Annotated in this window: 17 protein-coding genes, 2 tRNA genes and 1 other RNA gene; 12 read left to right on the top strand and 8 right to left on the bottom strand. The window is 58.4% G+C overall.

Translation table 11 applies throughout. The annotated features are described in order from the left end of the window. Nucleotides 1-8 precede the first annotated feature (8 nt). The 3 genes from nirB (at nt 9) to ACOKCT_RS16850 (ending at nt 8,081) form a co-directional block, all read left to right on the top strand. Complete coding sequence (nirB, locus tag ACOKCT_RS16860) at nt 9-3,989, top strand: nitrite reductase large subunit NirB (protein WP_420193688.1); 3,981 nt, start codon at nt 9-11, stop codon at nt 3,987-3,989. Further along, nucleotides 3,986-6,496: a molybdopterin-dependent oxidoreductase gene (locus ACOKCT_RS16855; RefSeq protein ID WP_420193687.1), complete on the top strand. Its 2,511-nt coding sequence runs from the start codon at nt 3,986-3,988 to the stop codon at nt 6,494-6,496. The genes nirB and ACOKCT_RS16855 overlap by 4 nt, the downstream gene beginning before the upstream one ends. Before the next feature lie 181 nt (nt 6,497-6,677). Further along, the gene (locus ACOKCT_RS16850) at nt 6,678-8,081 is read left to right on the top strand and encodes a YchO/YchP family invasin (protein WP_420193686.1); all 1,404 of its coding nucleotides are present in this window, start codon (nt 6,678-6,680) and stop codon (nt 8,079-8,081) included. Between the two features lie 2 nt (nt 8,082-8,083). Here ACOKCT_RS16850 and narL read toward each other — a convergent pair whose 3' ends face one another. Next, nucleotides 8,084-8,734: a two-component system response regulator NarL gene (gene narL, locus ACOKCT_RS16845; RefSeq protein ID WP_032611305.1), complete on the bottom strand. Its 651-nt coding sequence runs from the start codon at nt 8,732-8,734 to the stop codon at nt 8,084-8,086. Beyond that, entirely contained in the window at nt 8,727-10,523 is a 1,797-nt protein-coding gene (gene narX / locus ACOKCT_RS16840; RefSeq protein ID WP_159339473.1) for a nitrate/nitrite two-component system sensor histidine kinase NarX, read from the bottom strand. The genes narL and narX overlap by 8 nt, the downstream gene beginning before the upstream one ends. Before the next feature lie 309 nt (nt 10,524-10,832). On the opposite strand from narX, the gene ACOKCT_RS16835 reads away from it, so the two are divergent. The 5 genes from ACOKCT_RS16835 to narI all read left to right on the top strand — a co-directional run bounded on the left by ACOKCT_RS16835 (nt 10,833) and on the right by narI (nt 19,265). Next, a complete protein-coding gene (locus ACOKCT_RS16835) occupies nt 10,833-12,227 on the top strand; it encodes a NarK family nitrate/nitrite MFS transporter (RefSeq protein ID WP_103179932.1) in 1,395 nt (464 codons plus the stop codon). A gap of 378 nt (nt 12,228-12,605) precedes the next feature. After that, on the top strand, nt 12,606-16,349 hold the full coding sequence (locus ACOKCT_RS16830; RefSeq protein WP_420193685.1) for a nitrate reductase subunit alpha: 3,744 nt from the start codon (nt 12,606-12,608) through the stop codon (nt 16,347-16,349). Beyond that, complete coding sequence (gene narH / locus ACOKCT_RS16825) at nt 16,346-17,881, top strand: nitrate reductase subunit beta (protein WP_420193684.1); 1,536 nt, start codon at nt 16,346-16,348, stop codon at nt 17,879-17,881. Before ACOKCT_RS16830 ends, narH begins: the two co-directional genes overlap by 4 nt. After that, entirely contained in the window at nt 17,878-18,588 is a 711-nt protein-coding gene (gene narJ, locus ACOKCT_RS16820; protein WP_103179929.1) for a nitrate reductase molybdenum cofactor assembly chaperone, read from the top strand. The genes narH and narJ overlap by 4 nt, the downstream gene beginning before the upstream one ends. Next, nucleotides 18,588-19,265 (top strand): respiratory nitrate reductase subunit gamma, encoded by a 678-nt coding sequence (gene narI / locus ACOKCT_RS16815; protein WP_103179928.1) that lies wholly within the window; start codon nt 18,588-18,590, stop codon nt 19,263-19,265. Before narJ ends, narI begins: the two co-directional genes overlap by 1 nt. Here the strand turns inward: narI and ACOKCT_RS16810 are convergent. Next, nucleotides 19,262-20,158, bottom strand: coding sequence for a DMT family transporter (locus tag ACOKCT_RS16810; RefSeq protein ID WP_420193683.1), 897 nt, complete (start codon nt 20,156-20,158; stop codon nt 19,262-19,264). The two genes, narI and ACOKCT_RS16810, sit on opposite strands and share 4 nt — an antisense overlap. A gap of 107 nt (nt 20,159-20,265) precedes the next feature. On the opposite strand from ACOKCT_RS16810, the gene ACOKCT_RS16805 reads away from it, so the two are divergent. Then, nucleotides 20,266-20,709, top strand: coding sequence for an Lrp/AsnC family transcriptional regulator (locus ACOKCT_RS16805; protein ID WP_420193682.1), 444 nt, complete (start codon nt 20,266-20,268; stop codon nt 20,707-20,709). A 205-nt stretch (nt 20,710-20,914) separates the two neighbouring features. On the opposite strand, the gene ACOKCT_RS16800 is transcribed toward ACOKCT_RS16805, so the two are convergent. From ACOKCT_RS16800 to ACOKCT_RS16780, 5 genes are all read right to left on the bottom strand, one after another. Next, nucleotides 20,915-20,999: transfer RNA gene (locus ACOKCT_RS16800), tRNA-Tyr, on the bottom strand. Nucleotides 21,000-21,034: 35 nt separating this feature from the next. Further along, nucleotides 21,035-21,166, bottom strand: a non-coding RNA gene (locus ACOKCT_RS16795) — RtT sRNA. Between the two features lie 43 nt (nt 21,167-21,209). After that, nucleotides 21,210-21,294, bottom strand: a tRNA-Tyr gene (locus ACOKCT_RS16790). A gap of 156 nt (nt 21,295-21,450) precedes the next feature. Then, entirely contained in the window at nt 21,451-22,293 is an 843-nt protein-coding gene (gene purU, locus ACOKCT_RS16785; RefSeq protein ID WP_103179925.1) for a formyltetrahydrofolate deformylase, read from the bottom strand. A gap of 45 nt (nt 22,294-22,338) precedes the next feature. Next, nucleotides 22,339-22,797 (bottom strand): YchJ family protein, encoded by a 459-nt coding sequence (locus ACOKCT_RS16780; RefSeq protein ID WP_156654663.1) that lies wholly within the window; start codon nt 22,795-22,797, stop codon nt 22,339-22,341. Between the two features lie 114 nt (nt 22,798-22,911). Between ACOKCT_RS16780 and rssA the strand changes: the two genes are divergently transcribed. From rssA to galU, 3 genes are all read left to right on the top strand, one after another. After that, nucleotides 22,912-23,811: a patatin-like phospholipase RssA gene (gene rssA, locus ACOKCT_RS16775; protein ID WP_103179923.1), complete on the top strand. Its 900-nt coding sequence runs from the start codon at nt 22,912-22,914 to the stop codon at nt 23,809-23,811. Nucleotides 23,812-23,903: 92 nt separating this feature from the next. Further along, nucleotides 23,904-24,917: a two-component system response regulator RssB gene (gene rssB / locus ACOKCT_RS16770; RefSeq protein WP_156654662.1), complete on the top strand. Its 1,014-nt coding sequence runs from the start codon at nt 23,904-23,906 to the stop codon at nt 24,915-24,917. 201 nt (nt 24,918-25,118) lie between these two features. Then, a complete protein-coding gene (galU, locus tag ACOKCT_RS16765) occupies nt 25,119-26,027 on the top strand; it encodes a UTP--glucose-1-phosphate uridylyltransferase GalU (protein WP_103179921.1) in 909 nt (302 codons plus the stop codon). The last annotated feature ends 139 nt before the right edge of the window (nt 26,028-26,166 follow it).

Here is a 26,166-nt window from a genome sequence, read left to right as displayed (position 1 = left end):
GCATAACCATGCGCCTGGTCATCATTGGAAACGGACTGGCGGCAACGCGGCTGGTGGAGTCATTGACCGAGCGCGCGCCAGGCCGCTTTGAGATCACCCTCATCGGCGAGGAGCGCGTACACGCCTACAACCGCATACAGCTTTCGCCGGTGCTGGGGGGCGAGAAAGAGGCGGCGGCGACACAGCTTCATGATGAGAGCTGGTATCGGACGCGCGGCATCACCGTGGTGTGCGGCGAGCGGGTGCGGGCAGTGGATATCAGCGCCCAAACGCTGCGTACTTACAGCCGACAGTTCGTATGGGATGAACTGGTCTTTGCCACCGGTTCCCGGCCGTTTGTTCCGCCCATTCCCGGCAGCCATCTGCCCCACGTCTTCACCTTTCGCACCCTGGAGGATGTGAACGCCATTCTGGCGACGCCCGGCCCGGCGGTGGTGCTGGGGGGCGGTGTACTCGGCGTGGAAGCCGCCGCAGCATTAAGACAGCAAGGTGACAATGTCACGTTAGTCCATCGCGGTCCGTGGCTGATGGAGCAGCAGCTCGACCAGCAGGCGGGTCTGCTGCTGGAGCAGGCGCTCGGCGAGCGAGGTATCGGCTGTGAGCTGAACGCCGGGTTGTCGCAGATCGCCCCTGACAGCGTCACCCTCAGCGACGGACGCACCCTGGCCGCCACCCGGGTGGTACTGGCGACGGGCGTGTTGCCCAACATCGCCCTGGCGCAGGCAAGCCGCGTGCCGTGCGGCCGGGGGATCCTGGTGGATAACCAGATGCGCACCGCAATGGAGGGCATCAGCGCCATCGGCGAGTGCTGTGAATTAAACGGCGAGACCTGGGGGCTGGTGGCGCCGTGCCTCGCCCAGGCGGAGATCCTCGCCGCCCGTCTCGCCGGGGAGTGCGTCGCACCCTTTACCCCCACCCAAAACGGCATGCGCCTGAAGGTGACCGGTATTGAGCTGTTCAGCGCTGGCGAGGTTATCGCGCAGGAAAAAGATGCGGTGTGGACCAGCTGGGACCCGCTGACCCGCCACTACCGCCGTCTACTGGTTCGCAACGGCACGCTGGCAGGCGTGCTGCTGATGGGGGAGTGTCGCAGCGCGGCCACCCTCACCGATTTACTGGCAACGTCAGAACCCGCTCAGGCGGACTGGCTGTTCGATCGATTCACTACGCAGCCGCAGGTTGCAGGACAGAACGCTATGACAAAACCTACTCTGGTTGTGGTTGGGCACGGTATGGTCGGCCACCATTTTCTTGAAGACTGCGTCAATCGCGGTTTGCATCAGCAGTATCAGATTGTGGTCTTCGGCGAAGAGCGCTATGCCGCCTACGATCGCGTCCATCTGTCGGAATATTTTGCCGGACGCAGCGCCGACTCGCTGTCGATGGTGGCCGGAGATTTCTTTGCCGATAACGGCATTGAGCTGCGCCTCTCCCAGCCGGTGGTCGCCATCGATCGCGACGCCCGGGTGATTCGCACGGGATCAGGGCATGAAACCCACTGGGACAAGCTGGTGCTGGCGACCGGTTCGTACCCCTTTGTACCGCCGGTGCCGGGCCGGGATCTGCCGGGCTGTTTTGTCTACCGTACTCTCGACGACCTGGATAACATCGCCGCCCATGCAAAAAATTCGCGCACCGGGGTGGTGATTGGCGGCGGCCTGCTGGGGCTGGAGGCGGCCAACGCCCTGAAACAGCTTGGGCTGGATACGCACGTGGTGGAGTTTGCCCCGAACCTGATGGCGGTGCAGCTTGATAACGACGGCGCCGCGATGCTGCGCCGTAAAATTGAAGCCCTCGGCGTGGGGGTACATACCAGTAAGGCCACCACCGAAATCGCAGAAACCGACAGCGGGATGGTACTGCGCTTCGCCGACGGCAGCGAGCTGGCGACCGACATGGTGGTCTTCTCCGCCGGGATCCGCCCGCAGGATGCGCTGGCCCGGAGTTGCGGCCTGACGTTGGGCGAACGCGGGGGGATTGCCATCGACAACCAGTGCCGCACCTCGGATAGCGATGTTTTTGCTATCGGCGAATGCGCCCTCTGGGAGGGAAAAATCTACGGTCTGGTGGCGCCCGGCTACCAGATGGCGCGGGTGGCCTCCGCCGCGCTGGCGGGAGAAGAGAACGCGTTTATGGGTGCGGACATGAGCACCAAGCTGAAACTGTTAGGCGTAGATGTCGCGTCGTTCGGCGATGCCCATGGCCGCACCGCAGGGGCGCAGAGCTACCAGTGGACTCACGGCCCGCAGCAGATCTACAAGAAGATCGTGGTCAGTGCCGACAATAAAACTCTGCTTGGCGGCGTGCTGGTGGGGGATGCCAGCGAATATGCCACCCTGGTGCAGATGATGCTTAACGACATCCGCCTGCCCAACGATCCGGAAACCCTGATCCTGCCTGCGGTGGCGGGCAGCGCCCCGAAAGCGCTGGGCGTGGCGGCTCTGCCGGAGAGCGCGCAGATCTGCTCCTGCCACAACGTCAGCAAAGGCGACATCTGCCAGGCGGTGAGCAGCGGTGCCACCGACATCGGGGCGGTGAAACAGTGCACCAAAGCGGCCACCGGCTGCGGCGGGTGCAGCGCCCTGGTGAAACAGGTGATGGAGTTCCAGCTGGCGGCCCAGGGCGTGGAGGTGAAAAAGGACATCTGCGAGCACTTCGCGTACTCGCGTCAGGAGATCTACCACCTGGTGCGCGTCAACCGCATCCACACCTTTGATCAGCTTATCAGCCGCTACGGCCAGGGGCACGGGTGCGAGATCTGTAAGCCGCTGGTGGGATCGGTGCTGGCCTCCTGCTGGAACGAATATCTGCTGAAACCGGCCCATCTGCCCCTGCAGGACACCAACGACCGCTACTTTGCCAATATCCAGAAAGATGGCACCTACTCCATTGTGCCGCGCATGGCCGCCGGGGAGGTCACCGCCGACGGGCTGATCGCCATCGGCCAGATCGCCAAACGCTATCAGCTCTACAGCAAAATTACCGGCGGGCAGCGTATCGACCTGTTTGGCGCCCGGCTGGAGCAGCTCCCGGAGATCTGGCAGCAGCTGATCGACGCCGGGTTTGAAACCGGCCACGCCTACGGCAAATCCCTGCGCACGGTAAAATCCTGCGTTGGCTCCACCTGGTGCCGCTATGGGGTGCAGGACTCCACCGGGCTGGCGGTGACGCTGGAGAACCGTTACAAGGGGCTGCGCGCCCCGCACAAGATCAAGATGGCCGTTTCCGGCTGCACCCGCGAGTGTGCCGAAGCCCAGAGCAAGGACGTGGGGGTGATCGCTACTGACAAGGGGTGGAACCTCTATCTCTGCGGCAACGGCGGGATGAAGCCCCGCCATGCGGATCTGTTCGCCAGCGATCTCGACGACGCCACGCTCCTGCGCTACGTCGACCGCTTCCTGATGTTCTATATTCGCACCGCCGACCGCCTGCAGCGCACCAGCACCTGGCGGGATAACCTCGAGGGCGGGCTGGCGTACCTGCGCGAGGTGATCATCGACGACAGCCTCGGCATTGCCGCCGAGCTGGAGCAGGAGATGCAGCGGGTGGTGGATACCTATCAGTGCGAATGGCAGACCACTTTGCAGGACCCGGGCCGTCTGGCGCAGTTCCGCACTCTCGACGTCGCGCCAGCATCCGCAAAACGCTGGCAGGATATCTGTACCCTGGACGAGATCCCGGAACAGGCGGGCATTGGCGCGCGTCTGGGTACACAGCCCATTGCACTGTTCCGCTTTGGTAAGGCGATTTATGCCCTGGAGGATCGCGAGCCGGGCGGCAGCGCCAGCGTATTGTCGCGCGGCATTCTCGGCGATGCCGGGGGCGAGCCGGTGGTGATCTCGCCCCTGTATAAAACGCGGATCCGCCTGCGCGACGGGCGCCATGTTGAAACCGGCGAAGTGGCGGTGCGCGCCTGGCCGGTCAGAGTCGATGGCGACCGGGTGCAGGTGGGCAGTGAAGAGCTGGTGATGCGCGCGGAGGCCTCATGACGGAAACCCAAACGACCTGTCCTTACTGCGGCGTGGGCTGTGGGGTGATCGCCCGCGTCGAAAACGGCGAGGTCAGCGTGCGCGGGGACGACAGCCATCCGGCCAACTTCGGACGGCTGTGCGTTAAAGGCTCGGCGTTGGGGGAGACCACCGGCTTAGCGGGCCGCCTGCTGCACCCGGAGGTGGACGACCAGCCGGTGAGCTGGGCACAGGCGCTGGATATCGCGGGTACGCGGCTGCGGGAGATTATTGAAAAACATGGGCCGCAGGCGGTGGCCTTTTATGCCTCCGGCCAGCTGCTGACGGAGGATTACTACGCCGCCAACAAGCTGATGAAGGGCTTTATCGGCGCGGCCAATATCGACACCAACTCCCGGCTCTGCATGTCCTCGGCGGTGGTGGGCTACAAGCGCGCCTTTGGCGAAGATGTGGTGCCGTGCAGCTACGAGGATATTGAAAAGACCGATCTGGTGGTGCTGGTGGGCTCGAACGCCGCCTGGACCCATCCGGTGCTCTATCAGCGCCTGGCGCAGGCGAAAATCGACAATCCGGCGCTGAAGGTGGTGGTGATCGACCCGCGGCGCACCGCGACCTGTGACATTGCCGATCTGCATCTGGCCCTGACGCCTGGCAGCGACGCCGGGCTGTTCGTGGGGCTGCTCAACGCGGTCGACCCCGGCCAGGCCAGCGACTGGCCGGCTGAGCGGGTGGCCGAATTTTGCGGCCTGCCGCCCGACGATGTCGCCGCCTTTTACGCCTGGTTTACCGCCGCACCGCGCGCAGTGACGCTCTATACCATGGGGATCAACCAGTCCACCAGCGGCAGCGACAAGTGCAATGCCATAATCAACGTCCATCTGGCGAGCGGAAAAATTGGGCGCGAAGGCTGCGGACCCTTTTCGCTGACCGGTCAGCCCAATGCGATGGGCGGGCGCGAGGTGGGCGGGCTGGCGAATCAGCTGGCGGCGCACATGAATTTCACGCCGGACGATTTAAGCCGCGTGGCCCGCTTCTGGGGGACGGAGCGGCTGGCGCAGACGCCGGGACTGATGGCGGTGGAGCTGTTTGAGGCCATCGCCCGCGGTGAAGTGAAGGCGGTGTGGATCATGGGTACTAACCCGGCAGTATCCCTTCCGGACAGCCATGCAGTCTGCCAGGCGCTGGCGGCCTGTCCGCTGGTGATGGTCTCCGAAGTGATGCGCGACACCGATACCAGCCGCTTCGCCCACATCCGTTTTCCGGCGCTCGGCTGGGGAGAGAAAGAGGGGACGGTGACCAACTCCGAACGGCGCATCTCCCGTCAGCGCGCCTTTTTGCCCGCGCCCGGCGAGGCGAAACCCGACTGGTGGATCATCGCCCGTATCGCGCAGAGGCTGGGCCATGGCGCGGCCTTCTCCTGGGATCATCCTCACGCCATCTTTACCGAACACGCCGCCCTGACCGCCTTTGAGAACCATGGCGAACGGCAGCTTAACCTCGCGGCCTTGACGCAGTTGACCCGCGCGCAGTGGGATGGGCTGACGCCCTGGCAGTGGCCCGTCAACCGGGAAGTATTCACCCGTGCGCACCGGGTGCCGGTCAACCCGCAGACGCATGGCGCTACGCCGAATCTGCTCTATCCCTTTACCCTCAACAGCGGACGCATGCGCGATCAGTGGCACACCATGACCCGCACCGGCTACGTGCCGCGCCTGATGCAGCACCGCGATGAACCGACCGTGGAGATCTCGCCGCAGGATGCCGCCCGGCTGGGGATGCAGGATGGACAACTGGCACGCATCAGCGCCCAGCGCGGGCTGATGGTGGTCCGGGCGCGGATCAATGACGGGCAGCGCCCCGGGGAGCTGTTTGTCCCGATGCACTGGAACAGCTGTTTTTCACGCCAGGGCAAAGTGAATGCCCTGGTAGAAGGGCGCTGCGATCCCCACTCCGGCCAGCCGGAGAGCAAACAGACTGCGGTGCGACTCATGCCGTGGCAGCCTGCCTGGCAGGGGGAGCTTTACAGCCGGGAGGAACTGACCCTGCCGACACACGTCCACTGGTGGCGCAAGGCGGCAAAGGGGGTGTCGCGCCTGACCCTGGCGGGGGACAAGCCGCTGTTGGAGTGGCTGCTGGCACACTGCGCCGGCCAGGGCTGGCAGCTGCAAATCGCGCAGACGGGCGAGCGCAGCAGCCTGCTGGCCTGGCATCAGGGAGCATTAATGCTCGGCTTCTGGCAAGACACCGCTTTGCCAGGGCTGGCGCATACTTTTATCGAAGCCGCGTTTCACGTCGCGCCGGTCGCGCTGGCGGAGCGTCACGCCCTGCTTGACGGGCAGGATCCTGGCGAGCGCAGCGATCCGGGGCGCATCATCTGTAGCTGCTTTAGCGTTGGCGAAAACGCTATCCGCGAGGCCATTGCGGGGGGATGCGACTCTGCGGCGGCGCTGGGGGCAAAATTGCGCTGCGGCACCAACTGCGGCTCCTGTGTGCCGGAGCTGAAAGCGATGCTTTCTGTGAGGGTGTAAACGCCGGGTGGCGCTGCGCTTATCAGGCCCAAAGGATGCGTAGGCCGGGTAAGCGCAGCGCCACCCGGCAATCAGGCTTCAGGATATTCCTGAAATTTCCCTTAGGGCTGAAATTTTTTCTCAGGCACGCTAAGGTGTTAACTCCGTTTTCTCTCAACACAGGCACCCTTACACGACGGTGATGGTTGTTTCCCCCCGTATTCGTTCGCTGTTTCTTCTCCTCTGTTATGCCGGAGCCGTTCACGCTGCCCCGAATTCGTTTATCCATCAGGCGCAAAATCCGTTCGATAATAATGGCGACAGCCTGCCGGACTTAGGCATGGCGACCCCGACGGGGGAAAGCGAAAAGCATCTGGCGGAGATGGCGAAAGCGTTCGGCGAAGCCAGCATGACCGACAACGGCCTGACCACCGAGGAGCAGGCCCGGCAGTTTGCCCTGGGCCAGGTGCGGGACGCCGTCAGCCAGGAGGTGAACCAGCACATTGAGTCCTGGCTTTCGCCGTGGGGCAATGCCAGCGTCGATCTGCTGGTCAATGACGAGGGGCGCTTCACCGGCAGCAAGGGGAGCTGGTTTATACCCTGGCAGGATAACAACCACTACCTCACCTGGAGTCAGCTCGGCCTGACCCAGCAGGAGGACGGCCTGGTGAGCAATGCAGGCATCGGCCAGCGCTGGGTGGCGGGCAAATGGCTGCTGGGTTACAACACCTTTTATGACAATCTGCTCGATGAAAACCTCCAGCGCGCCGGGCTCGGCGCCGAAGCCTGGGGCGAATACCTGCGCCTGTCGGCCAACTACTATCAGCCGTTTGCCAGCTGGCGTGACAGCTCGGAGGTGCAGGAGCAGCGCATGGCGCGCGGGTACGATATCAGCGCCAACGCCAGGCTGCCCTTTTATCATCACCTCAACACCAGCATCAGCTTTGAACAATATTTTGGCGACAGCGTGGATCTGTTTCACACCGGCAACGGGTATCACAATCCGCTGGCGGTCAACCTCGGGTTGAACTACACCCCGGTGCCGCTGGTGACCCTTTCCGCCGGGCATAAGCAGGGGGAGAGTGGGGTGAGCCAGAACAACCTTGGCCTGAAGCTCAACTACCGCTTCGGGGTGCCGCTGAAAAAACAACTCTCCGCCAGCGAAGTGGCTGAAAGCCGCTCCCTGCGGGGTAGCCGCTACGATCCGCCTGAGCGTCAGAACCTGCCGGTGCTGGAGTTCCGCCAGCGTAAAACGCTCTCGGTGTGGCTGGCGACGCCGCCGTGGGATCTTAAGCCTGGCGAAACGGTCATGCTGAAGCTGGATATTCGCAGCCGACACGGGGTGCGTTCCCTGCACTGGCAGGGCGATACGCAGGCGCTGAGCCTGACCTCACCGGCGAAGGCCAGTGACAGCGAAGGCTGGAGTATTATCCTGCCGGCGTGGGACAGCAGTGAGGGGGCGAGCAACCGCTGGCGGCTGTCGGTGGTGGTGCAAGATGAAGCGGGGCAGCGTGTCTCTTCCAATGAGATCACGCTTGCCCTGACGGAGCCGCTACTGGCGCTGCCAGAGGAGGATCCGCGCTGGACGCTGCTGCCGGAGGAGTAAACTCAGAAAATGCGCTCCTGGTGTACCCAGACCGCCGCTTCCACCCGTGACTTCAGCTTCATCTTCTTCAGCATATGCTTCACATGGACTTTGACCGTGCTTTCGGTGATGTCCAGACGGCGGGCGATCATCTTGTTTGGCAATCCCTGGGCAATGAGCTTGAGGATATCGCGCTCGCGCGGGGTCAACTGGCTGACGTCGCGATCGGAGGTGGCACGGTTGGCGCGCAGGCTGGCCGCCAGTACCGGGGTCAACGCTTCGCTCAGCACCATGTCGCCAGCCGCCGCCTGTTGCAGCGATTTCAGCAGATCTTCCGGTTCCATGTCTTTCAGCAGGTAGCCGTCGGCGCCACGTTTCAGGGCGGTGACCACATCCTCTTCATGGTTGGAGACGCTGAAGACCACCACGCGCCCGGAGAGCGATTTTTCGCGCAGCTTATCCAGGGTTTCGAGGCCGTTCATGCCGGGCATATTCAGGTCGAGCAGGATCAAGTCAGGATCGAGGGCCTCGGCCAGTTCAATGCCCTGTTCCCCGTTGCTGGCTTCGCCCACGACGGTGATATCCGACGCCATGCTGATAAGTTGTTTAACACCGGTGCGCAGCATCGGATGGTCGTCGATCAACAGGATTGTAGCGGGCTCCTGATTAGACATGATGTTCTCCTTGAGCAGTGAAAAGAGGCTTTTCGGGAATAAAGGTGACGATAACGTCCGTTCCGCCCGATTCGCTCCGGCGGACCTGACAATCTCCGCGCAGGCTTTGCGCGCGGTCTCGCATAATAATCAGACCATAGTGGTTACTGCGTTCGGCGTTTTCCGGGATCCCGCAGCCGTTGTCACGCACCACCAGCCTGACCTGGTTTTCGTGCTGGCTCACGGTGAGCGAGACCGCCGTCGCCCCGGCGTGTTTCAGGGCGTTGCTTAACGCCTCCCGGGCGATCTGCAGCAGATGAATAGCCTGATGAGAGGGCACGAAACGGGGTGGTAGCTGATAGTCCAGCGAGACGGTGAAGCCGAGCCGGGCGCTAAACTCCTGACAGCTGGCCTCCAGGGCAGGCCGCAGGCCGGGCTCCGTCAATTGCAGGCGGAAGGTGGTCAGCAGTTCACGCAATTGTATCCAGGAGGTGTTCAGCTCGTTGCGGATCTGGCTCAGAAGCTGCTTGCTGCTCTCCGGCAGATCCGTGTCCTGCATCTGTAGACAGCTGACCTGCATCTTCATGCAGGAGAGGGACTGGGCGATAGAGTCATGCAGTTCGCGGGCAATGGTGGCGCGCTCTTCCATCACAATCAACTGCTGCTGTTTTTCCTGATGACGGTCGAGGGCTAACGTCGCGGTCAGCTGCTCCACCAGCGTATCGACCAGCTGCTGCTGATCGTGGCTGAGATGACGTCCGGCGGGCAGCGTTGCCAGTAAGATGCCATATTGCGTCAGGTTATCTGCCAGGCGCCACTTCAGGGTTATCCCGCTGGTGGTCAGCGGCGGCAGGCCGCGCGGGCAGAGGTGGCAGCCAATTTCATCGCAGCTGGCATCCGACTGACAGGTAAATTCCTGATGATTCTCTTCATCTTCCAGGTCGTATACGCGCAGTTCGATGTCGTGCAGCTGGGTCAGATTCTGCAGGCCGTTAAGCACCGGCGAGAGGCGCTCGCACAGCGGCACCTGGGAGTGCAGGCGGCGGTTGGCCTGCCAGAGGAAGGAGAGGATCTCGTTTTTCTGCTCCAGCCCGGCGGTTTTTTCACGCACGCGCTGCTCCAGCACCGCATAACTCTCGGCCAGCTCGCCGGACATGGTGTTCAGCGCCTCGCCGAGCATCGCCATCTCATTGCGTCCGTTGATGTGGGCGCGCTGGGTAAAATCACGCTGGGTCACGGCGCGGGCCATCGCCAGCAGCTGGCGCCAGGGGTGCAACAGCCGGGCGCGCAGCCAGAGGATGGTGAAGACCAGCAGCAACCCCATGAAGACCGCTATCAGTTGCTGCAACAATACTACCCGGCCGATACGCAGCTCGGTGCTGTGATCGAACGCCGAAACCAGAGTATCCAGACGGCTGACAAAGCCGGAGACATCCTGGGCTACCGCATCCGGATTACGCGCCTGTCGCAGCCCGGGCATTAACTGGGTATGCCAGTAAGTCTGCAGGGCCTTCAACTGCGCCTGCTGACGATCGCGGCGGGCGGCGATTTCCAGTTCGGGGCTGAACGCCGTTGCTTCCATTTCGTCGAGTAACGCCTGGTCTTTGGCTTCCAGTGGGATGGCCGCCAGCAGGCGATAACTCTGCATGCGCAGTGAACCGGCCTTATTAATGGCGTGCGCGCTGCCCTGAACGCCCTGAACCAGCCAGCCGGAGATCGCCATCCCTGTCACCCCGATCCCGGTAGACAGCATGACAATCAGCACCAGTTGGTTAACCAGCGTGAGTGGTGAAAAACAGCGTTTAAACATAGGGCAGTCTGGCTCCTGACAATGCCTGGACTCGGCAAGAACTCTATTCTCAGGCAACCCCTGGAGTATACCCATACCCCAAAAGGATTACCTACTAATTGCCATTGGAGGGGTGAATGGGAGGAGAGGGGTAAGCGGGGGGAGCAGTACCGTGAAAAACCACACCTTTTTCACTGAAAAGCGCTACTCACTTTGGAGGATAGCGATTTTCAGGCCATAAAATTGCCCACCTTCCCATTGATTTATATCAACTTCCTGTCGGCTTAAAACCCTGATCTTTGTGGCAACTTTTAAGAATCAGAGGTGTCTATGAGTCACTCTACTACCCCCGAAAGGGATTCTGGCGCAGTCATTACCGAGTGGCGTCCGGAAGATCCGGCGTTCTGGCAACAGCGCGGCAAACGTGTAGCAAGTCGTAATCTGTGGATTTCCGTTCCCTGTCTGCTGCTGGCGTTCTGCGTCTGGATGCTGTTCAGCGCCGTCGCCGTTAACCTGCCGAAAGTGGGCTTCACGTTTACCACCGATCAGCTGTTTATGTTAACCGCGCTGCCTGCGCTCTCCGGCGCACTGCTGCGTGTCCCTTATGCCTTTATGGTACCGGTGTTCGGCGGACGCCGCTGGACCGCGTTCAGTACCGGCATCATGATCATTCCGTGCGTCTGGCTCGGCTTTGCGGTACAGGATACCTCTACACCGTTTAGCACCTTCGTGATCATCTCTCTGCTGTGCGGCTTTGCAGGGGCAAACTTTGCCTCCAGCATGGCGAACATCAGCTTCTTCTTCCCGAAACAGAAGCAGGGCGGGGCGCTGGGGATCAACGGCGGCCTGGGCAACATGGGCGTCAGCGTAATGCAGCTGATTGCGCCGCTGGCGATCTCGGTCTCTATCTTTGCGGCCTTTGGTGGCGCAGGCGTGGAGCAGGCTGATGGCTCGTACCTGTTCCTGCAGAATGCGGCGTGGATCTGGGTACCGTTCCTGGTGGTCTTTACCCTGGCCGCATGGTTTGGCATGAACGACCTGGCGGCATCGAAAGCGTCGCTCAGCGAACAGCTGCCGGTGCTGAAGCGCGCCCACCTGTGGATCATGGCGCTGCTCTATCTGGCAACGTTCGGCTCCTTTATCGGCTTCTCTGCCGGGTTTGCGATGCTGTCCAAAACCCAGTTCCCGGATGTGCAGATCCTGCACTACGCCTTCTTCGGGCCGTTTATTGGTGCCCTGGCACGCTCTACCGGCGGGATGATCTCTGACCGTCTGGGCGGCACCCGCGTCACGCTGGTGAACTTTGTGGTGATGGCTATCTTCTGTGCCCTGCTGTTTATGACCCTGCCGGTAAACGGCGTGGGCGGCAACTTCGGCGCCTTCTTCGCGGTCTTTATGGTGCTGTTCCTGACCGCCGGGCTGGGGAGTGCTTCCACCTTCCAGATGATTTCGGTGATCTTCCGTAAACTGACGATGGATCGCGTTAAAGCGCAGGGCGGCACTGAGCAGCAGGCGATGCGTGAGGCGGCTACTGACACCGCAGCCGCACTGGGCTTTATCTCAGCGATCGGCGCGATTGGCGGGTTCTTTATTCCGAAAGCTTTTGGTATCTCGCTGGATCTGACCGGCTCGCCGGCGGGTGCGATGAAGGTGTTCCTGATTTTCTATATCGTCTGCGTGTTTGTCACCTGGCTGGTATACGGACGGAATTCTAATAAAAAGTAAGTTTGATTATCCGTTTGCGCGGCCTAGTGCCGCGCTTTTTTTAGCCTGCAATTAGTTACAACATACTTGAAGGGTGAGCCGCCGTTAGCATGCGGCCACTGTGATCGCCATCGCTAAACAGGCTTACCTACCCCTTAATACCGCTGGGGTTAAATGTTACGCGCGCTTTTGTAGGATAAATAAATAATGACCATATAAAACAGTAAGTTACATTATTGTATTCTGTACCGCTTTGGTGGTAGTCGAAAATTTACCCTTCTGAACATCCCCAACTCCCCTTGATCGTTATCAATTCTCCTCCTCTTTCAGAGCGTTACCTTCGCTGCAAATCAGCAATGTCGATTTAGAGAGCCACAGGCTCCATACAGGAGATACCCGATGAGCAAATTTTTGGACCGGTTTCGCTACTTCAAACAGAAGGGCGAAACATTTGCCGATGGGCACGGCCAGGTTCTGGAGACTAACCGGGACTGGGAAGACGGTTACCGTCAGCGCTGGCAACATGACAAAGTCGTACGTTCGACCCACGGCGTAAACTGCACCGGCTCCTGTAGCTGGAAGATTTTCGTCAAAAATGGTCTGGTGACCTGGGAAATGCAGCAGACCGACTACCCGCGCACCCGCCCGGATATGCCAAACCACGAACCGCGCGGCTGTCCGCGTGGTGCCAGCTACTCCTGGTATCTCTACAGCGCTAACCGCCTGAAATACCCGCTGATGCGTAAACGCCTGATGAAAATGTGGCGTGAAGCGAAAGCGCAGCACAGCGATCCGGTTCTGGCCTGGGCCTCTATTATCGAAGATGCCGACAAAGCGAAGAGCTTCAAACAGGCTCGCGGTCGCGGCGGCTTTGTACGCTCCTCCTGGCAGGAAGTGAATGAGCTGATTGCCGCTTCCAACGTCTATACCGTGAAAACCTACGGCCCGGACCGCGTGGCAGGCTTCTCGCCAATCCCGGCGATGTCGATGGTCTCCTATGCCTCTGGCGCGCGTTATCTGTCGCTGATCGGCGGCACCTGCCTGAGCTTCTACGACTGGTACTGCGACCTGCCGCCTGCCTCTCCGCAGACCTGGGGTGAGCAGACCGACGTTCCGGAATCCGCCGACTGGTACAACTCCAGCTACATCATCGCCTGGGGTTCTAACGTTCCGCAGACACGTACCCCGGATGCCCACTTCTTTACCGAAGTGCGTTACAAAGGCACCAAAACCGTAGCCGTGACCCCGGACTACGCCGAAATCGCCAAGCTGTGCGACCTGTGGCTGGCACCGAAGCAGGGTACCGATGCGGCCATGGCGCTGGCGATGGGCCACGTCATGCTGCGTGAGTTCCACCTCGACAAGCCAAGCCAGTACTTCACCGACTACGTGCGTCGTTACACCGACATGCCTATGCTGGTCATGCTCGAAGAGCGTGACGGCTACTACGCCGCAGGCCGCATGCTGCGTGCCGCCGATCTGGTGGATGCGCTGGGCCAGGAAAACAATCCGGAGTGGAAAACCGTTGCCTGTAACAGCAATGGCGAGCTGGTTGCACCGAACGGTTCAATTGGTTTCCGCTGGGGCGAGAAAGGTAAATGGAACCTTGAGCAGCGTAACGGCACGACGGGTGAAGAGACCGAACTGCGACTCAGCATGCTGGGCAGCCAGGACGAGATCGCCGATGTTGGCTTCCCGTATTTCGGCGGCGAAGGCTCCGAGCACTTCAACAAGGTGGAGCTGCAGAACGTCCTGATGCACAAACTGCCGGTGAAACGCCTGCAGCTCGCCGACGGCTCAACCGCACTGGTGACCACCGTTTACGACCTGACGCTGGCCAACTACGGCCTGGAGCGCGGTCTCGGTGATGAAAACTGCGCCACCAGCTATGACGACGTAAAAGCGTACACCCCGGCCTGGGCGGAGCAGATCACCGGCGTTCCACGGGCGCAGATTATCCGTACCGCACGTGAGTTTGCCGATAACGCCGATAAGACCCACGGTCGTTCAATGATCATCGTCGGTGCCGGTCTGAACCACTGGTATCACCTCGATATGAACTATCGCGGTTTGATCAACATGCTGATCTTCTGCGGCTGCGTGGGTCAGAGCGGCGGCGGCTGGGCACACTACGTGGGCCAGGAAAAACTGCGTCCGCAGACCGGCTGGCAGCCGCTGGCGTTTGCCCTTGACTGGCAGCGTCCGGCGCGTCACATGAACAGCACCTCTTATTTCTATAACCACTCCAGCCAGTGGCGCTACGAGACGGTTACCGCGCAGGAGCTGCTGTCGCCGATGGCGGATAAATCCCGCTACAGCGGTCACCTTATCGACTTCAACGTCCGCGCTGAACGCATGGGCTGGCTGCCCTCTGCGCCACAGCTGGGCACCAACCCGCTGCGCATTGCGGAAGCGGCGAAGAAAGCGGGCATGACCCCGGTGGATTACACCGTCAAATCCCTGAAAGAGGGCTCCATCCGTTTCGCGGCAGAACAGCCGGAAAACGGTAAAAACCATCCGCGTAACCTGTTCATCTGGCGCTCCAACCTGCTGGGCTCGTCCGGTAAAGGGCACGAGTACATGCTGAAATACCTGCTCGGTACCGAAAACGGCATCCAGGGCAAAGATCTCGGCAAGCAGGGCGGCGTGAAGCCGGAAGAGGTGGAGTGGAAAGACAACGGTCTCGACGGCAAGCTGGATCTGGTGGTGACCCTCGACTTCCGTCTCTCCAGTACCTGTCTCTACTCCGATATCGTGCTGCCAACCGCTACCTGGTACGAAAAAGACGACATGAATACCTCGGATATGCATCCGTTTATTCATCCGCTCTCTGCGGCCGTTGACCCGGCGTGGGAATCAAAAAGCGACTGGGATATCTACAAAGAGATCGCGAAGAAATTCTCTGAAGTCTGCGTAGGGCACCTTGGCAAAGAGACTGACGTGGTGACGCTGCCCATCCAGCACGACTCCGCCGCCGAACTGGCGCAGCCGCTGGACGTGAAGGACTGGAAAAAAGGCGAATGCGACCTGATCCCGGGCGTAACTGCACCGCACATTATTCCGGTTGAACGTGACTACCCGGCCACTTACGAACGCTTTACCTCTATCGGCCCGCTGATGGAGAAAATCGGTAACGGCGGGAAGGGGATCGCCTGGAATACCCAGAGCGAGATGGATCTGCTGCGTAAGCTCAATTACACCAAGGCAGACGGCCCGGCGAAAGGCCAGCCAATGCTGAATACGGCGATTGATGCGGCAGAGATGATCCTCACCCTGGCACCGGAAACCAACGGTCAGGTGTCGGTGAAAGCCTGGGCGGCGCTGAGCGAGTTTACCGGTCGCGACCATACCCATCTGGCGCTGAACAAAGAAGACGAGAAGATCCGCTTCCGTGATATTCAGGCCCAGCCGCGCAAAATTATCTCCAGCCCGACCTGGTCTGGCCTGGAAGATGAACATGTCTCTTACAACGCGGGTTACACCAACGTTCACGAGCTGATCCCATGGCGTACCCTCTCCGGGCGTCAGTCCCTGTATCAGGATCACCAGTGGATGCGTGACTTCGGTGAAAGCCTGCTGGTGTACCGTCCGCCAATCGACACCCGCTCGGTGAAAGCGGTGATGGGCGCGAAATCGAACGGCAACCCGGAGAAGGCACTGAACTTCCTGACGCCGCACCAGAAGTGGGGTATCCACTCCACCTACAGCGACAACCTGCTGATGCTGACCCTGTCCCGTGGTGGTCCGATTGTCTGGATGAGTGAAGCGGACGCCAAAGATCTGGGGATCGAAGATAACGACTGGATCGAAGTCTTCAACAGTAACGGCGCCCTGACGGCGCGTGCGGTGGTGAGCCAGCGCGTACCGGCCGGGATGACCATGATGTACCACGCGCAGGAACGCATCGTGAACCTGCCGGGTTCAGAGATCACCGAGCAGCGCGGCGGGATCCACAACTCTGTGACCCGTATTACGCCGAAACCAACCCATATGATCGGCGGTTATGCCCAGCTGGCCTACGGCTTTAACTACTACGGCACCGTAGGATCGAACCGCGATGAGTTCGTGGTGGTACGTAAGATGAAGAACATTAACTGGTTAGACGGCGAAGGTAATGACCAGGTACAGGAGAGCGTAAAATGAAAATTCGTTCACAAGTCGGCATGGTGCTGAATCTGGATAAATGCATCGGCTGTCACACCTGCTCAGTCACCTGTAAAAATGTCTGGACCAGCCGGGAAGGGATGGAGTACGCCTGGTTCAACAACGTGGAAAGCAAGCCGGGCACCGGCTTCCCGACCGACTGGGAAAACCAGGATAAGTGGAAGGGCGGCTGGATCCGTAAAATCAACGGCAAGCTGCAGCCGCGCATGGGTAACCGCGCGCTGCTGCTGGGTAAAATCTTTGCTAACCCGCATCTGCCGGGCATCGATGATTACTACGAGCCGTTTGATTTTGACTACCAGAACCTGCACAACGCGCCGGAGAGTAAACACCAGCCGATCGCCCGTCCACGCTCGCTGATCACCGGTCAGCGAATGGACAAGATCACCAGCGGGCCAAACTGGGAAGAGATTCTGGGCGGCGAGTTCGAAAAACGCGCCAAAGACCAGAACTTCGAGAACATGCAGAAGGCGATGTACGGCCAGTTCGAAAACACCTTCATGATGTACCTGCCGCGCCTGTGCGAACACTGCCTCAACCCGGCGTGTGTCGCCACCTGTCCGAGCGGCGCCATCTACAAGCGTGAAGAAGATGGCATCGTGCTGATCGACCAGGACAAGTGCCGCGGCTGGCGTATGTGCATCACCGGCTGCCCGTACAAAAAGATCTACTTTAACTGGAAGAGCGGTAAGTCTGAGAAGTGCATCTTCTGCTACCCGCGTATCGAAGCCGGGATGCCAACCGTCTGCTCCGAGAGCTGTGTAGGCCGTATTCGCTACCTCGGCGTACTGCTCTATGACGCTGACGCGATTGAGAACGCGGCGAGCACCGAGAACGAGAAAGATCTCTATCAGCGTCAGCTGGATGTGTTCCTCGATCCGAACGATCCGAAGGTGATCGCCCAGGCGCTGAAGGACGGTATTCCGCAGAGCGTGATCGACGCCGCGCAGCAGTCGCCGGTCTACAAAATGGCGATGGACTGGAAGCTGGCCCTGCCGCTGCATCCGGAATACCGCACATTGCCGATGGTCTGGTACGTGCCGCCTCTGTCGCCAATCCAGTCTGCGGCGGATGCCGGTGAGCTCGGCAGCAACGGAATCCTGCCGGACGTCGAAAGCCTGCGTATCCCGGTTCAGTACCTGGCGAACCTGCTCACCGCAGGGGATACCCAGCCGGTGCTGCTGGCCCTGAAACGTATGCTGGCGATGCGCCACTTCAAACGCGCGGAAACCGTTGACGGCGTCATCGATACCCGCGCCCTGGAAGAGGTGGGCTTAAGCGAAGCCCAGGCCCAGGAGATGTACCGCTACCTGGCGATTGCCAACTACGAAGACCGTTTCGTGGTGCCGAGCAGCCACCGTGAGCTGGCCCGTGAAGCCTTCCCGGAGAAAAGCGGGTGTGGCTTTACCTTCGGCGACGGTTGCCACGGTTCAGACAACAAATTCAACCTGTTCAACAGCCGCCGCATCGACGCGATGGATGTGACCAGCAAAACGGAGCCGCACCAATGATTGAACTCGTCATTGTTTCGCGTCTGCTCGAGTACCCGGATGCTGCGCTGGCGCAGCATCAACAGGAACTCTTCGATGCACTCGCGTCATCGGAAAACCTGGATAAAGAGGATGCCCAGAAACTGGGCGTTTTCCTCCGCGATCTGTTAGCGCGCGATCTGCTGGATGCGCAGTCTGACTACAGCCAGCTGTTCGACCGGGGCCGCGCCACCTCGCTGCTCCTGTTTGAACATGTTCACGGCGAGTCCCGCGATCGCGGTCAGGCGATGGTGGATTTAATGGCCCAGTATGAGCAGCACGGCCTGCATCTCGACAGCCGCGAGCTGCCGGATCATCTGCCGCTCTACCTGGAGTATCTGGCACAGCTGCCAAAAGAAGAGGCGCTGGGCGGCCTGCAGGATATCGCCCCGATCCTGGCGTTACTGAGCGCGCGTCTGCAACAGCGTGAAAGCCGCTATGCGGTGCTGTTCGAACTGCTGGTGAAGCTGGCTAACGCCTCGGTCGACAGTGAAAAAGTGGCGGAGAAAATCGCCGATGAAGCCCGCGACGACACCCCACAGGCGCTGGATGCGGTCTGGGAAGAGGAGCAGGTGAAGTTCTTTGCTGACCAGAGCTGCGGTGAATCGGAAATCTCTGCTCACCAGCGTCGTTTTGCCGGTGCCGTTGCCCCGCAATATTTGAATATCTCTAACGGAGGACAGCAATAATGCACTTCCTGAATATGTTCTTCTTCGATATCTATCCGTACATTGCGGGTTCGGTATTTCTGATTGGTAGCTGGCTGCGTTACGACTACGGCCAGTACACCTGGCGCGCCGCCTCCAGCCAGATGCTGGATCGCAAAGGGATGAACATGGCATCCAACCTGTTCCACTTCGGGATTCTGGGGATTTTTGCCGGTCACTTCCTCGGAATGCTCACCCCGCACTGGATGTATGAATCCTTCCTGCCGATGGACGTGAAGCAGAAGATGGCGATGATTGCCGGCGGCGCCTGCGGCCTGATGACCCTGGTGGGCGGCCTGATGCTGCTGAAGCGTCGTCTGTTCAGCCCGCGCGTTCGCGCCACCACCACCGGGGCGGATATCCTGATCCTCACCTTGCTGATGGTGCAGTGCGCGCTGGGTCTGCTGACCATTCCGTTCTCGGCTCAGCACATGGACGGCAGCGAAATGCTGAAGCTGGTGGGTTGGGCACAGTCGGTGGTGACCTTCCATGGCGGTGCGTCTGAGCATCTGGACGGCGTGGCGTTTATCTTCCGCGTGCACCTGGTGCTGGGCATGACGCTGTTCCTGCTGTTCCCGTTCTCCCGTCTGGTGCATATCTGGAGCGCGCCGGTGGAGTACATGACGCGCAAATACCAGATTGTGCGCGCCCGTCGCTAATCCGCCGTTTTCATCTCAACCCCGCTCTGGCGGGGTTTTTTTTCGCCCCAGCCGAGGTTGTTACCCGCAGCGGCAAACAGGATCAGCGCTCCGCCAGCCAGTTGGGTGAGGCTGAGCGCATGCCCAAACAGCAGGTTATCGACAACGAGCGCGACGACCGGATAGATAAATGACAGCGAGCCGATGATGGGAGTAGGGAGCTTCTGAATGGCGCTGTATAACAGTTGATACATCACCCCCGTGTGCACGATGCCCAGCGTCAGCAGAATCGCCCACGGGAAATCGCTGGAGAAGGTCGGCATATGCGCCAGCGGCAGCAGCATCACCACACCGGTTAACACCTGGATAAAGGCGATGTGCTGCGGTGTAATGGTCTGTAATTTGCGCGTGATAATGGCAGTGAGGGCGTAAAAGAAAGCGGCACCCAGCGCGAGGCCGATCCCCGAAAGCCATTGTGCGCTGTGTCCGCCGGTCAGCTCGCTGGAGAGCAAAATCACCACCCCGCCAAAGGCGAGGAACAGCCAGCCCCATTTCACCAGACTCACCCGCTCGCCCATCAGCATACCCATTAACACCAGCATAAAGGGCTGGGTGTTATAGACCACCGTCGAAAGTCCGATGGAGATACGTTCGAACGCGGCAAACAGCAGCAGCCAGTTAACGACCAGCGCAATGCCGCCAAGAATGGCCAGACCCAGGGTTACTTTGGTTAACGGGCTAAAAGGGCGTTTACTGAAACGAATAAAAAGAAACAGCGCCATGGCGCCGATCAGACAGCGCCAGAACACTACGTCAGTGACCGGCAAGCCGGAAAGCAGCACAAAAGCCCCGATAGAGCCGGATATCAGCATCGCCAGGCTCATCTGCCAGACGCCTTGTTGAATGTCGCGCATCGTACACCTCCTGATTATTGCCTCTATTGTTAAAAAACGGTGTCCGATTTAACAGCGCTGAATTAAGGTAAAAGGAGAGGTTTGCTTTTATAAATTAGGTGAATGTTATGGATTACCTTATCGATGAGATCGACCGCCATATTCTGCGTTGTCTGGTAGAGGATGCACGTATATCGCTGAAGGTGTTAAGCGCCCGGGTTGGGCTCACATCACCCAGTACGGCAGAGCGTTTAAAAAGGCTGGAAGAGCGGGGCATCATTCAGGGGTATGGCGCGCGGGTAAACCTGGCCGCGCTGGGTTACACGCTGCAGGCGCTGGTGCGCGTGCGACCGTTACCGGGGTTATTGCATAAAGTGGATAAATACATCCAGCAGATGCCGGAGTGTATTGAAAGCGACAAAGTGACCGGCGAGGACTGTTTCGTTATCCGGCTGGTGGTGCGCTCCATTGAACAACTGGATACGTTGCTGGATGGACTGGCAGAACATGCGCAGTGCAACACCTCGATTGTGAAAAGTTCACCGGTGACCCGTCGGTTGCCCCCGTTGTAAGGGATTTCGCCGGGTGGCGCTGCGCCTTACCCGGCCTACGGGTGTAGTGCGGGTATCTTGCCGGGTGGCGGCTGCGCCTTACCCGGCCTACGGGTATGGTACGGTTTTGTAGCCCCGGTAAGCGCAGCGCCACCGGGGAAAAGGTGCGCGGAACAGCAAGACTATTTATTTTTTAACTGAGAAGTTTAAAGCGATTTAGAAGTGATGGTGGTGGGGGAAGGATTCGAACCTTCGAAGTCTGTGACGGCAGATTTACAGTCTGCTCCCTTTGGCCGCTCGGGAACCCCACCAGGGGTAATTCAGATTTTGAGGTGAAACTTGAAGATGGTGGTGGGGGAAGGATTATTCGTCGCTTCGCTCCTCACCCTTCGGGCCGTTGCCTTTGGCAACGTTGTCTCGCTTTCGCTCGACTCGAACCTTTATCGAAGGTTCTCACCCTTCCCGACAAGTGCAAACATCGCTATATCTCATCGGTATTACCACATCGCTGTGGTGAATAATGGTGGTGGGGGAAGGATTCGAACCTTCGAAGTCGATGACGGCAGATTTACAGTCTGCTCCCTTTGGCCGCTCGGGAACCCCACCACGGGGTAATGCTTTTACTGGCCTGCTTCCTTGTGGGAAGCGGGGCGCATCATATCAAATGACGCGCCCCTGTAAAGACTTCCTTTGCATAAATGAATCGTTTGCCTGATTTTTACGCATAAAGACGCAAAGCTAATCAATTCATTTTATAAAGGATTAAAGAATAATCGTTCGGTTACCGTAGACAAAGACGCGCTGCGCCAGCACCTGATAGAGCGCGCGGCTTAAGACATTTTTTTCAACGTCGCGGCCGGCACGCATCATATCTTCCGCCGTGTAGGTGTGATCGACATGAATCACGTCCTGCATGATGATTGGACCTTCATCCAGATTGTCATTCACGTAGTGTGCCGTTGCGCCGATGATTTTCACGCCGCGTTCGTACGCCTGGTGATAAGGACGCGCGCCGATAAAGGCCGGCAGGAACGAGTGGTGAATGTTGATAATTTTATTCGGGAAGCGGGCAACGAATGACGGCGTCAGGACGCGCATATATTTCGCCAGCACCACGTAATCCGGGTTATGCGCTTCGATGGCCTGCGCCATTAAATTGTCATGCTCTTCGCGGGTATGGCCTTCATGGCTGACCAGCTCAAACGGAATATCAAAACGCTCAACCAGCGTACGCAGCGTCTCGTGGTTACCAATGACCGCGGCGATCTCAACATCCAACCCGCCATAGTTGGCTTTCATCAGCAGGTCGCCAAGGCAGTGTGCCTCTTTGGTAACCAGGATCACCACCCGGCGGCGACCGGCGGGGTTCAGTTCACGCACGGAACCTTCCGGGAGCGCGCCGTCCAGATCGGCCAGCAACGTCGCGTCATTGAAGATCCCTTCCAGCTCGGTACGCATAAAGAAGCGGCCGGTACGGTGATCAACAAACTCGTTGTTCTGCACGATATTCAGTTCATGTTTGTAGCAAATATTGGTGATACGGGCGATCAGCCCTTTCTGGTCGGGACAAATGGTGCGCAGCACTTTACGTTGTGTTGATTGCATTGCCGGAAAATCCTTACGTGTTTGCTTGAACCGTGTTGTCAGGCCTTATTGCCCGCAACACTTTTTAAATTTTTTGCCTGAACCACAAGGGCAGGGGTCATTACGACCAAACTGTGGACGCGTGCCGTCAATATAGTACCACTCTCCGCCCTCCTTTAAGAAACGCGAGCGTTCGATGATCGCGCCCGCTCTTCCTTGCTCGGTAAAGCGCGCAACAAAACTGACGAACCCCTCGTTTTCATCCCGGCCTGCTGCCGTTTCGTACTGAGTGAGGCCGAGCCACTGCGTATTTGCAAATCCGGCCTCGATCTCCTGACGAAAATCAGTAGCATGGCAGGATGGATGCCAGGTCTTAATCAGGTAGTCTGCGTCCCGCGTCACAAAAGCGGCATATCGGGAGCGCATAAGTGATGCCGGGTCCGGTGCAACCTGCTCACCGGTAAGATATCGTTGGCAACATAGGCTATACTCGAGTGCGCTACCGCAGGGACAGAGTTGAGACACGATTCTCTTCCTGAAATTAAAAAATGAATGACGTATAACGCCAGGGTGGCACTATGTTAACTGAGCGGTTGCAATGACGCTATGCAGGAATCCAGGGGACGCTAAACAGGGCTAATGAGAAAAGTAAAAATTGGACTGGCATTGGGCTCAGGTGCAGCCCGGGGCTGGTCGCATATTGGTGTGATCAACGCCTTACAACGTTTGGGTATCGAAATTGATATTGTTGCAGGCTGTTCAATAGGTTCACTGGTGGGGGCCGCCTATTCGTGTGGCAAGCTTCCCGAGCTGGAAACCTGGGTACGATCGTTTAGCTACTGGGACGTCCTGCGCCTGATGGATCTCTCCTGGCAACGTGGCGGGTTATTACGCGGAGAGCGCGTCTTTAACCGTTTTCGCCAGGTGATGCCCCTGACCGAATTCTCCAGCTGTCAGATGCCTTTCGGTGCGGTTGCGACCAACCTCAGCACCGGCAGGGAGATCTGGTTTACCGAAGGCGATATTCATCTTGCCGTCCGCGCCTCCTGCAGTATGCCGGGCCTGATGGCACCGGTTCCGCACAATGGTTACTGGCTGGTTGACGGTGGCGTTGTTAATCCTGTCCCTATTTCACTGACCCGTGCGATGGGGGCTGATATCGTAATTGCCGTCGATCTCCAGCACGATGCTCACCTGATGCAACAGGATCTGATGCCGGTTAACACCCAGTCGGATGAGTCCGCTCTGGACGATCTCGCATGGCATAAACGCCTGCGAGGACGCTTCACGCGAACCACCCGTAAACTGGTTGCTGCGCCAACCGCCATGGAAATCATGACGACATCGATTCAGGTGCTGGAAAATCGCCTGAAGCGCAACCGAATGGCGGGTGATCCGCCGGATATATTGATTCAACCTTTTTGTCCACAAATTTCAACGCTCGATTTCCATCGTGCTGAAGCGGCCATTACCGCAGGCGCGCAGGCAGTCGAAAAGAAAATGGACGAATTATTACCTTTAGTGCGGGCAACAGCCTGAGCACCCTTTTTTTGATTACTTCAGCAAAATCTGACAGGCGATAGTGCCGATAGCATGCCACTATTTATCTATTGTCAGCGCCGGGAGAGACCATGACACAGCCATTAGCCGGGAAACAAATTCTGATAGTTGAAGACGAGCCTGTTTTCCGCTCCTTACTGGATTCATGGCTATCATCGCTGGGGGCGACGACTGCACTTGCAGGTGATGGGATCGACGCCCTGGAAAAAATGGTGGGCATTAAGCCCGATTTGATGATTTGCGACATCGCCATGCCGCGGATGAATGGCCTGAAGCTGGTGGAGCATTTACGTAATGCCGGCGACCAGATCCCCATTCTGGTCATCTCTGCGACCGAAAATATGGCCGATATCGCAAAAGCGTTACGCCTGGGTGTCCAGGACGTATTGCTTAAGCCAGTTAAAGATCTGAATCGCTTGCGTGAAACCGTTCTCGCCTGCCTCTATCCCAATATGTTTAATTCGCGTGTTGAAGAGGAAGAGCGGCTTTTTCAGGACTGGGATGCGCTGGTGAATAACCCCTCTGCGGCGGCAAAACTGTTACAGGAGCTTCAGCCGCCGGTTCAGCAGACATTTTCCGGGTGCAAAGTTAATTACCGCCAGCTGATGGCTGCCGATCAACCGGGTCTGGTGCTGGATATCGCACCATTATCTGAAAACGATCTGGCGTTTTATTGTCTGGATGTTACCCGGGCGGGCGATAATGGTGTGCTGGCGGCATTATTATTGCGGGCATTATTTAATGGATTGCTTCAGGAACAACTTTCTCATCAGGGTCAGCGTCTGCCTGAGTTAGGCAGCCTGTTGAAACAGGTCAACCAGCTGTTGCGCCAGGCCAGTTTACCAGGACAATTCCCATTACTGGTCGGTTATTACCATAGCGGCCTGAAAAATTTGATTTTGGTCTCTGCCGGACTTAATGCCACGCTAAATACCGGGGAGCATCATATTCAGGTCAGTAACGGCGTCCCGTTAGGAACCTTAGGAAATACTTACCTGAATCAAATAAGCCACCGCTGTACCTCATGGCAATGCCAAATTTGGGGGACGGGGGGGCGGTTGCGCTTAATGTTGTCCACAGAATAGTCAGTTGGAATTTAAACGGTAGATAGCTTTACCGTCGTTTTACGGGCAATGCTACTATCGGTGCCTGTTTTTATTCGTATTTATCCTAATTAAGCGGTAGCGCGTCCTTTTCAGACCCGGACACCATCCACAGGCTGATATACTGAACGCGTTATTAATGCAGACTAAAGTTCAAAACATGAACAGTTCAGGAGAGTTTCAATGGCTGCCGTAAATTCGAAAGTGAGAAAGGCCGTTATCCCGGTTGCCGGGTTGGGAACCAGGATGCTGCCAGCAACGAAGGCAATTCCAAAAGAGATGCTGCCACTCGTTGATAAGCCATTAATCCAGTATGTGGTCAACGAATGTATTGCTGCAGGCATCACTGAAATTGTGCTGGTAACACATTCATCCAAAAACTCTATCGAAAACCATTTCGATACCAGTTTTGAACTTGAAGCCATGCTGGAAAAACGCGTGAAGCGTCAGCTTCTTCAGGAAGTGCAGTCTATTTGCCCGCCGCATGTCACTATTATGCAGGTCCGTCAGGGGCTGGCAAAAGGTCTGGGTCACGCCGTGTTGTGTGCCCACCCGGTAGTCGGTAACGAGCCGGTAGCGGTTATTTTACCCGACGTTATTCTGGACGAGTTTGAATCCGATCTTTCCCAGGATAACCTGGCTGAAATGATTAAACGCTTCGACGAAACGGGCAGCAGCCAGATCATGGTTGAGCCAGTTGAAGACGTTACCGCTTATGGCGTTGTGGACTGCAAAGGCGTCGATATGAAGCCAGGCGACAGCGTGCCAATGGTTGGCGTGGTTGAGAAGCCAAAAGCCGACGTAGCGCCATCTAACCTCGCTGTAGTAGGGCGTTATGTACTGAGCGCAGAGATTTGGCCGCTGCTGGCGAAAACGCCTCCAGGCGCCGGCGATGAGATCCAGCTGACCGATGCCATCGACATGCTGATCGAAAAAGAGACCGTCGAGGCTTACCATATGAAAGGTAAGAGCCATGACTGCGGTAATAAACTCGGTTACATGCAGGCCTTCGTTGAATATGGTGTTCGTCACCAGTCCCTGGGCGAAGAATTTAAGGGCTGGCTGAAAGAGACGCTGGACATTAAAAACTAATACGGCGTTAACGCCCTAAGCAAAACCGGTGATAGCTATGCTACGCCGGTTTTTTTATAACCTTTTTAGGGTGTCGCTCATGTAGGGCAGGGTAATAGTGTGATGTAATCGTTATATGTGCACGTGTAACAGAATGTCA

The sequence above is a fragment of the Leclercia sp. M-A074-M genome (assembly GCF_965195605.1).
Lineage (GTDB): Bacteria > Pseudomonadota > Gammaproteobacteria > Enterobacterales > Enterobacteriaceae > Enterobacter.
This window is presented reverse-complemented; position numbering and strand designations above follow the sequence as displayed.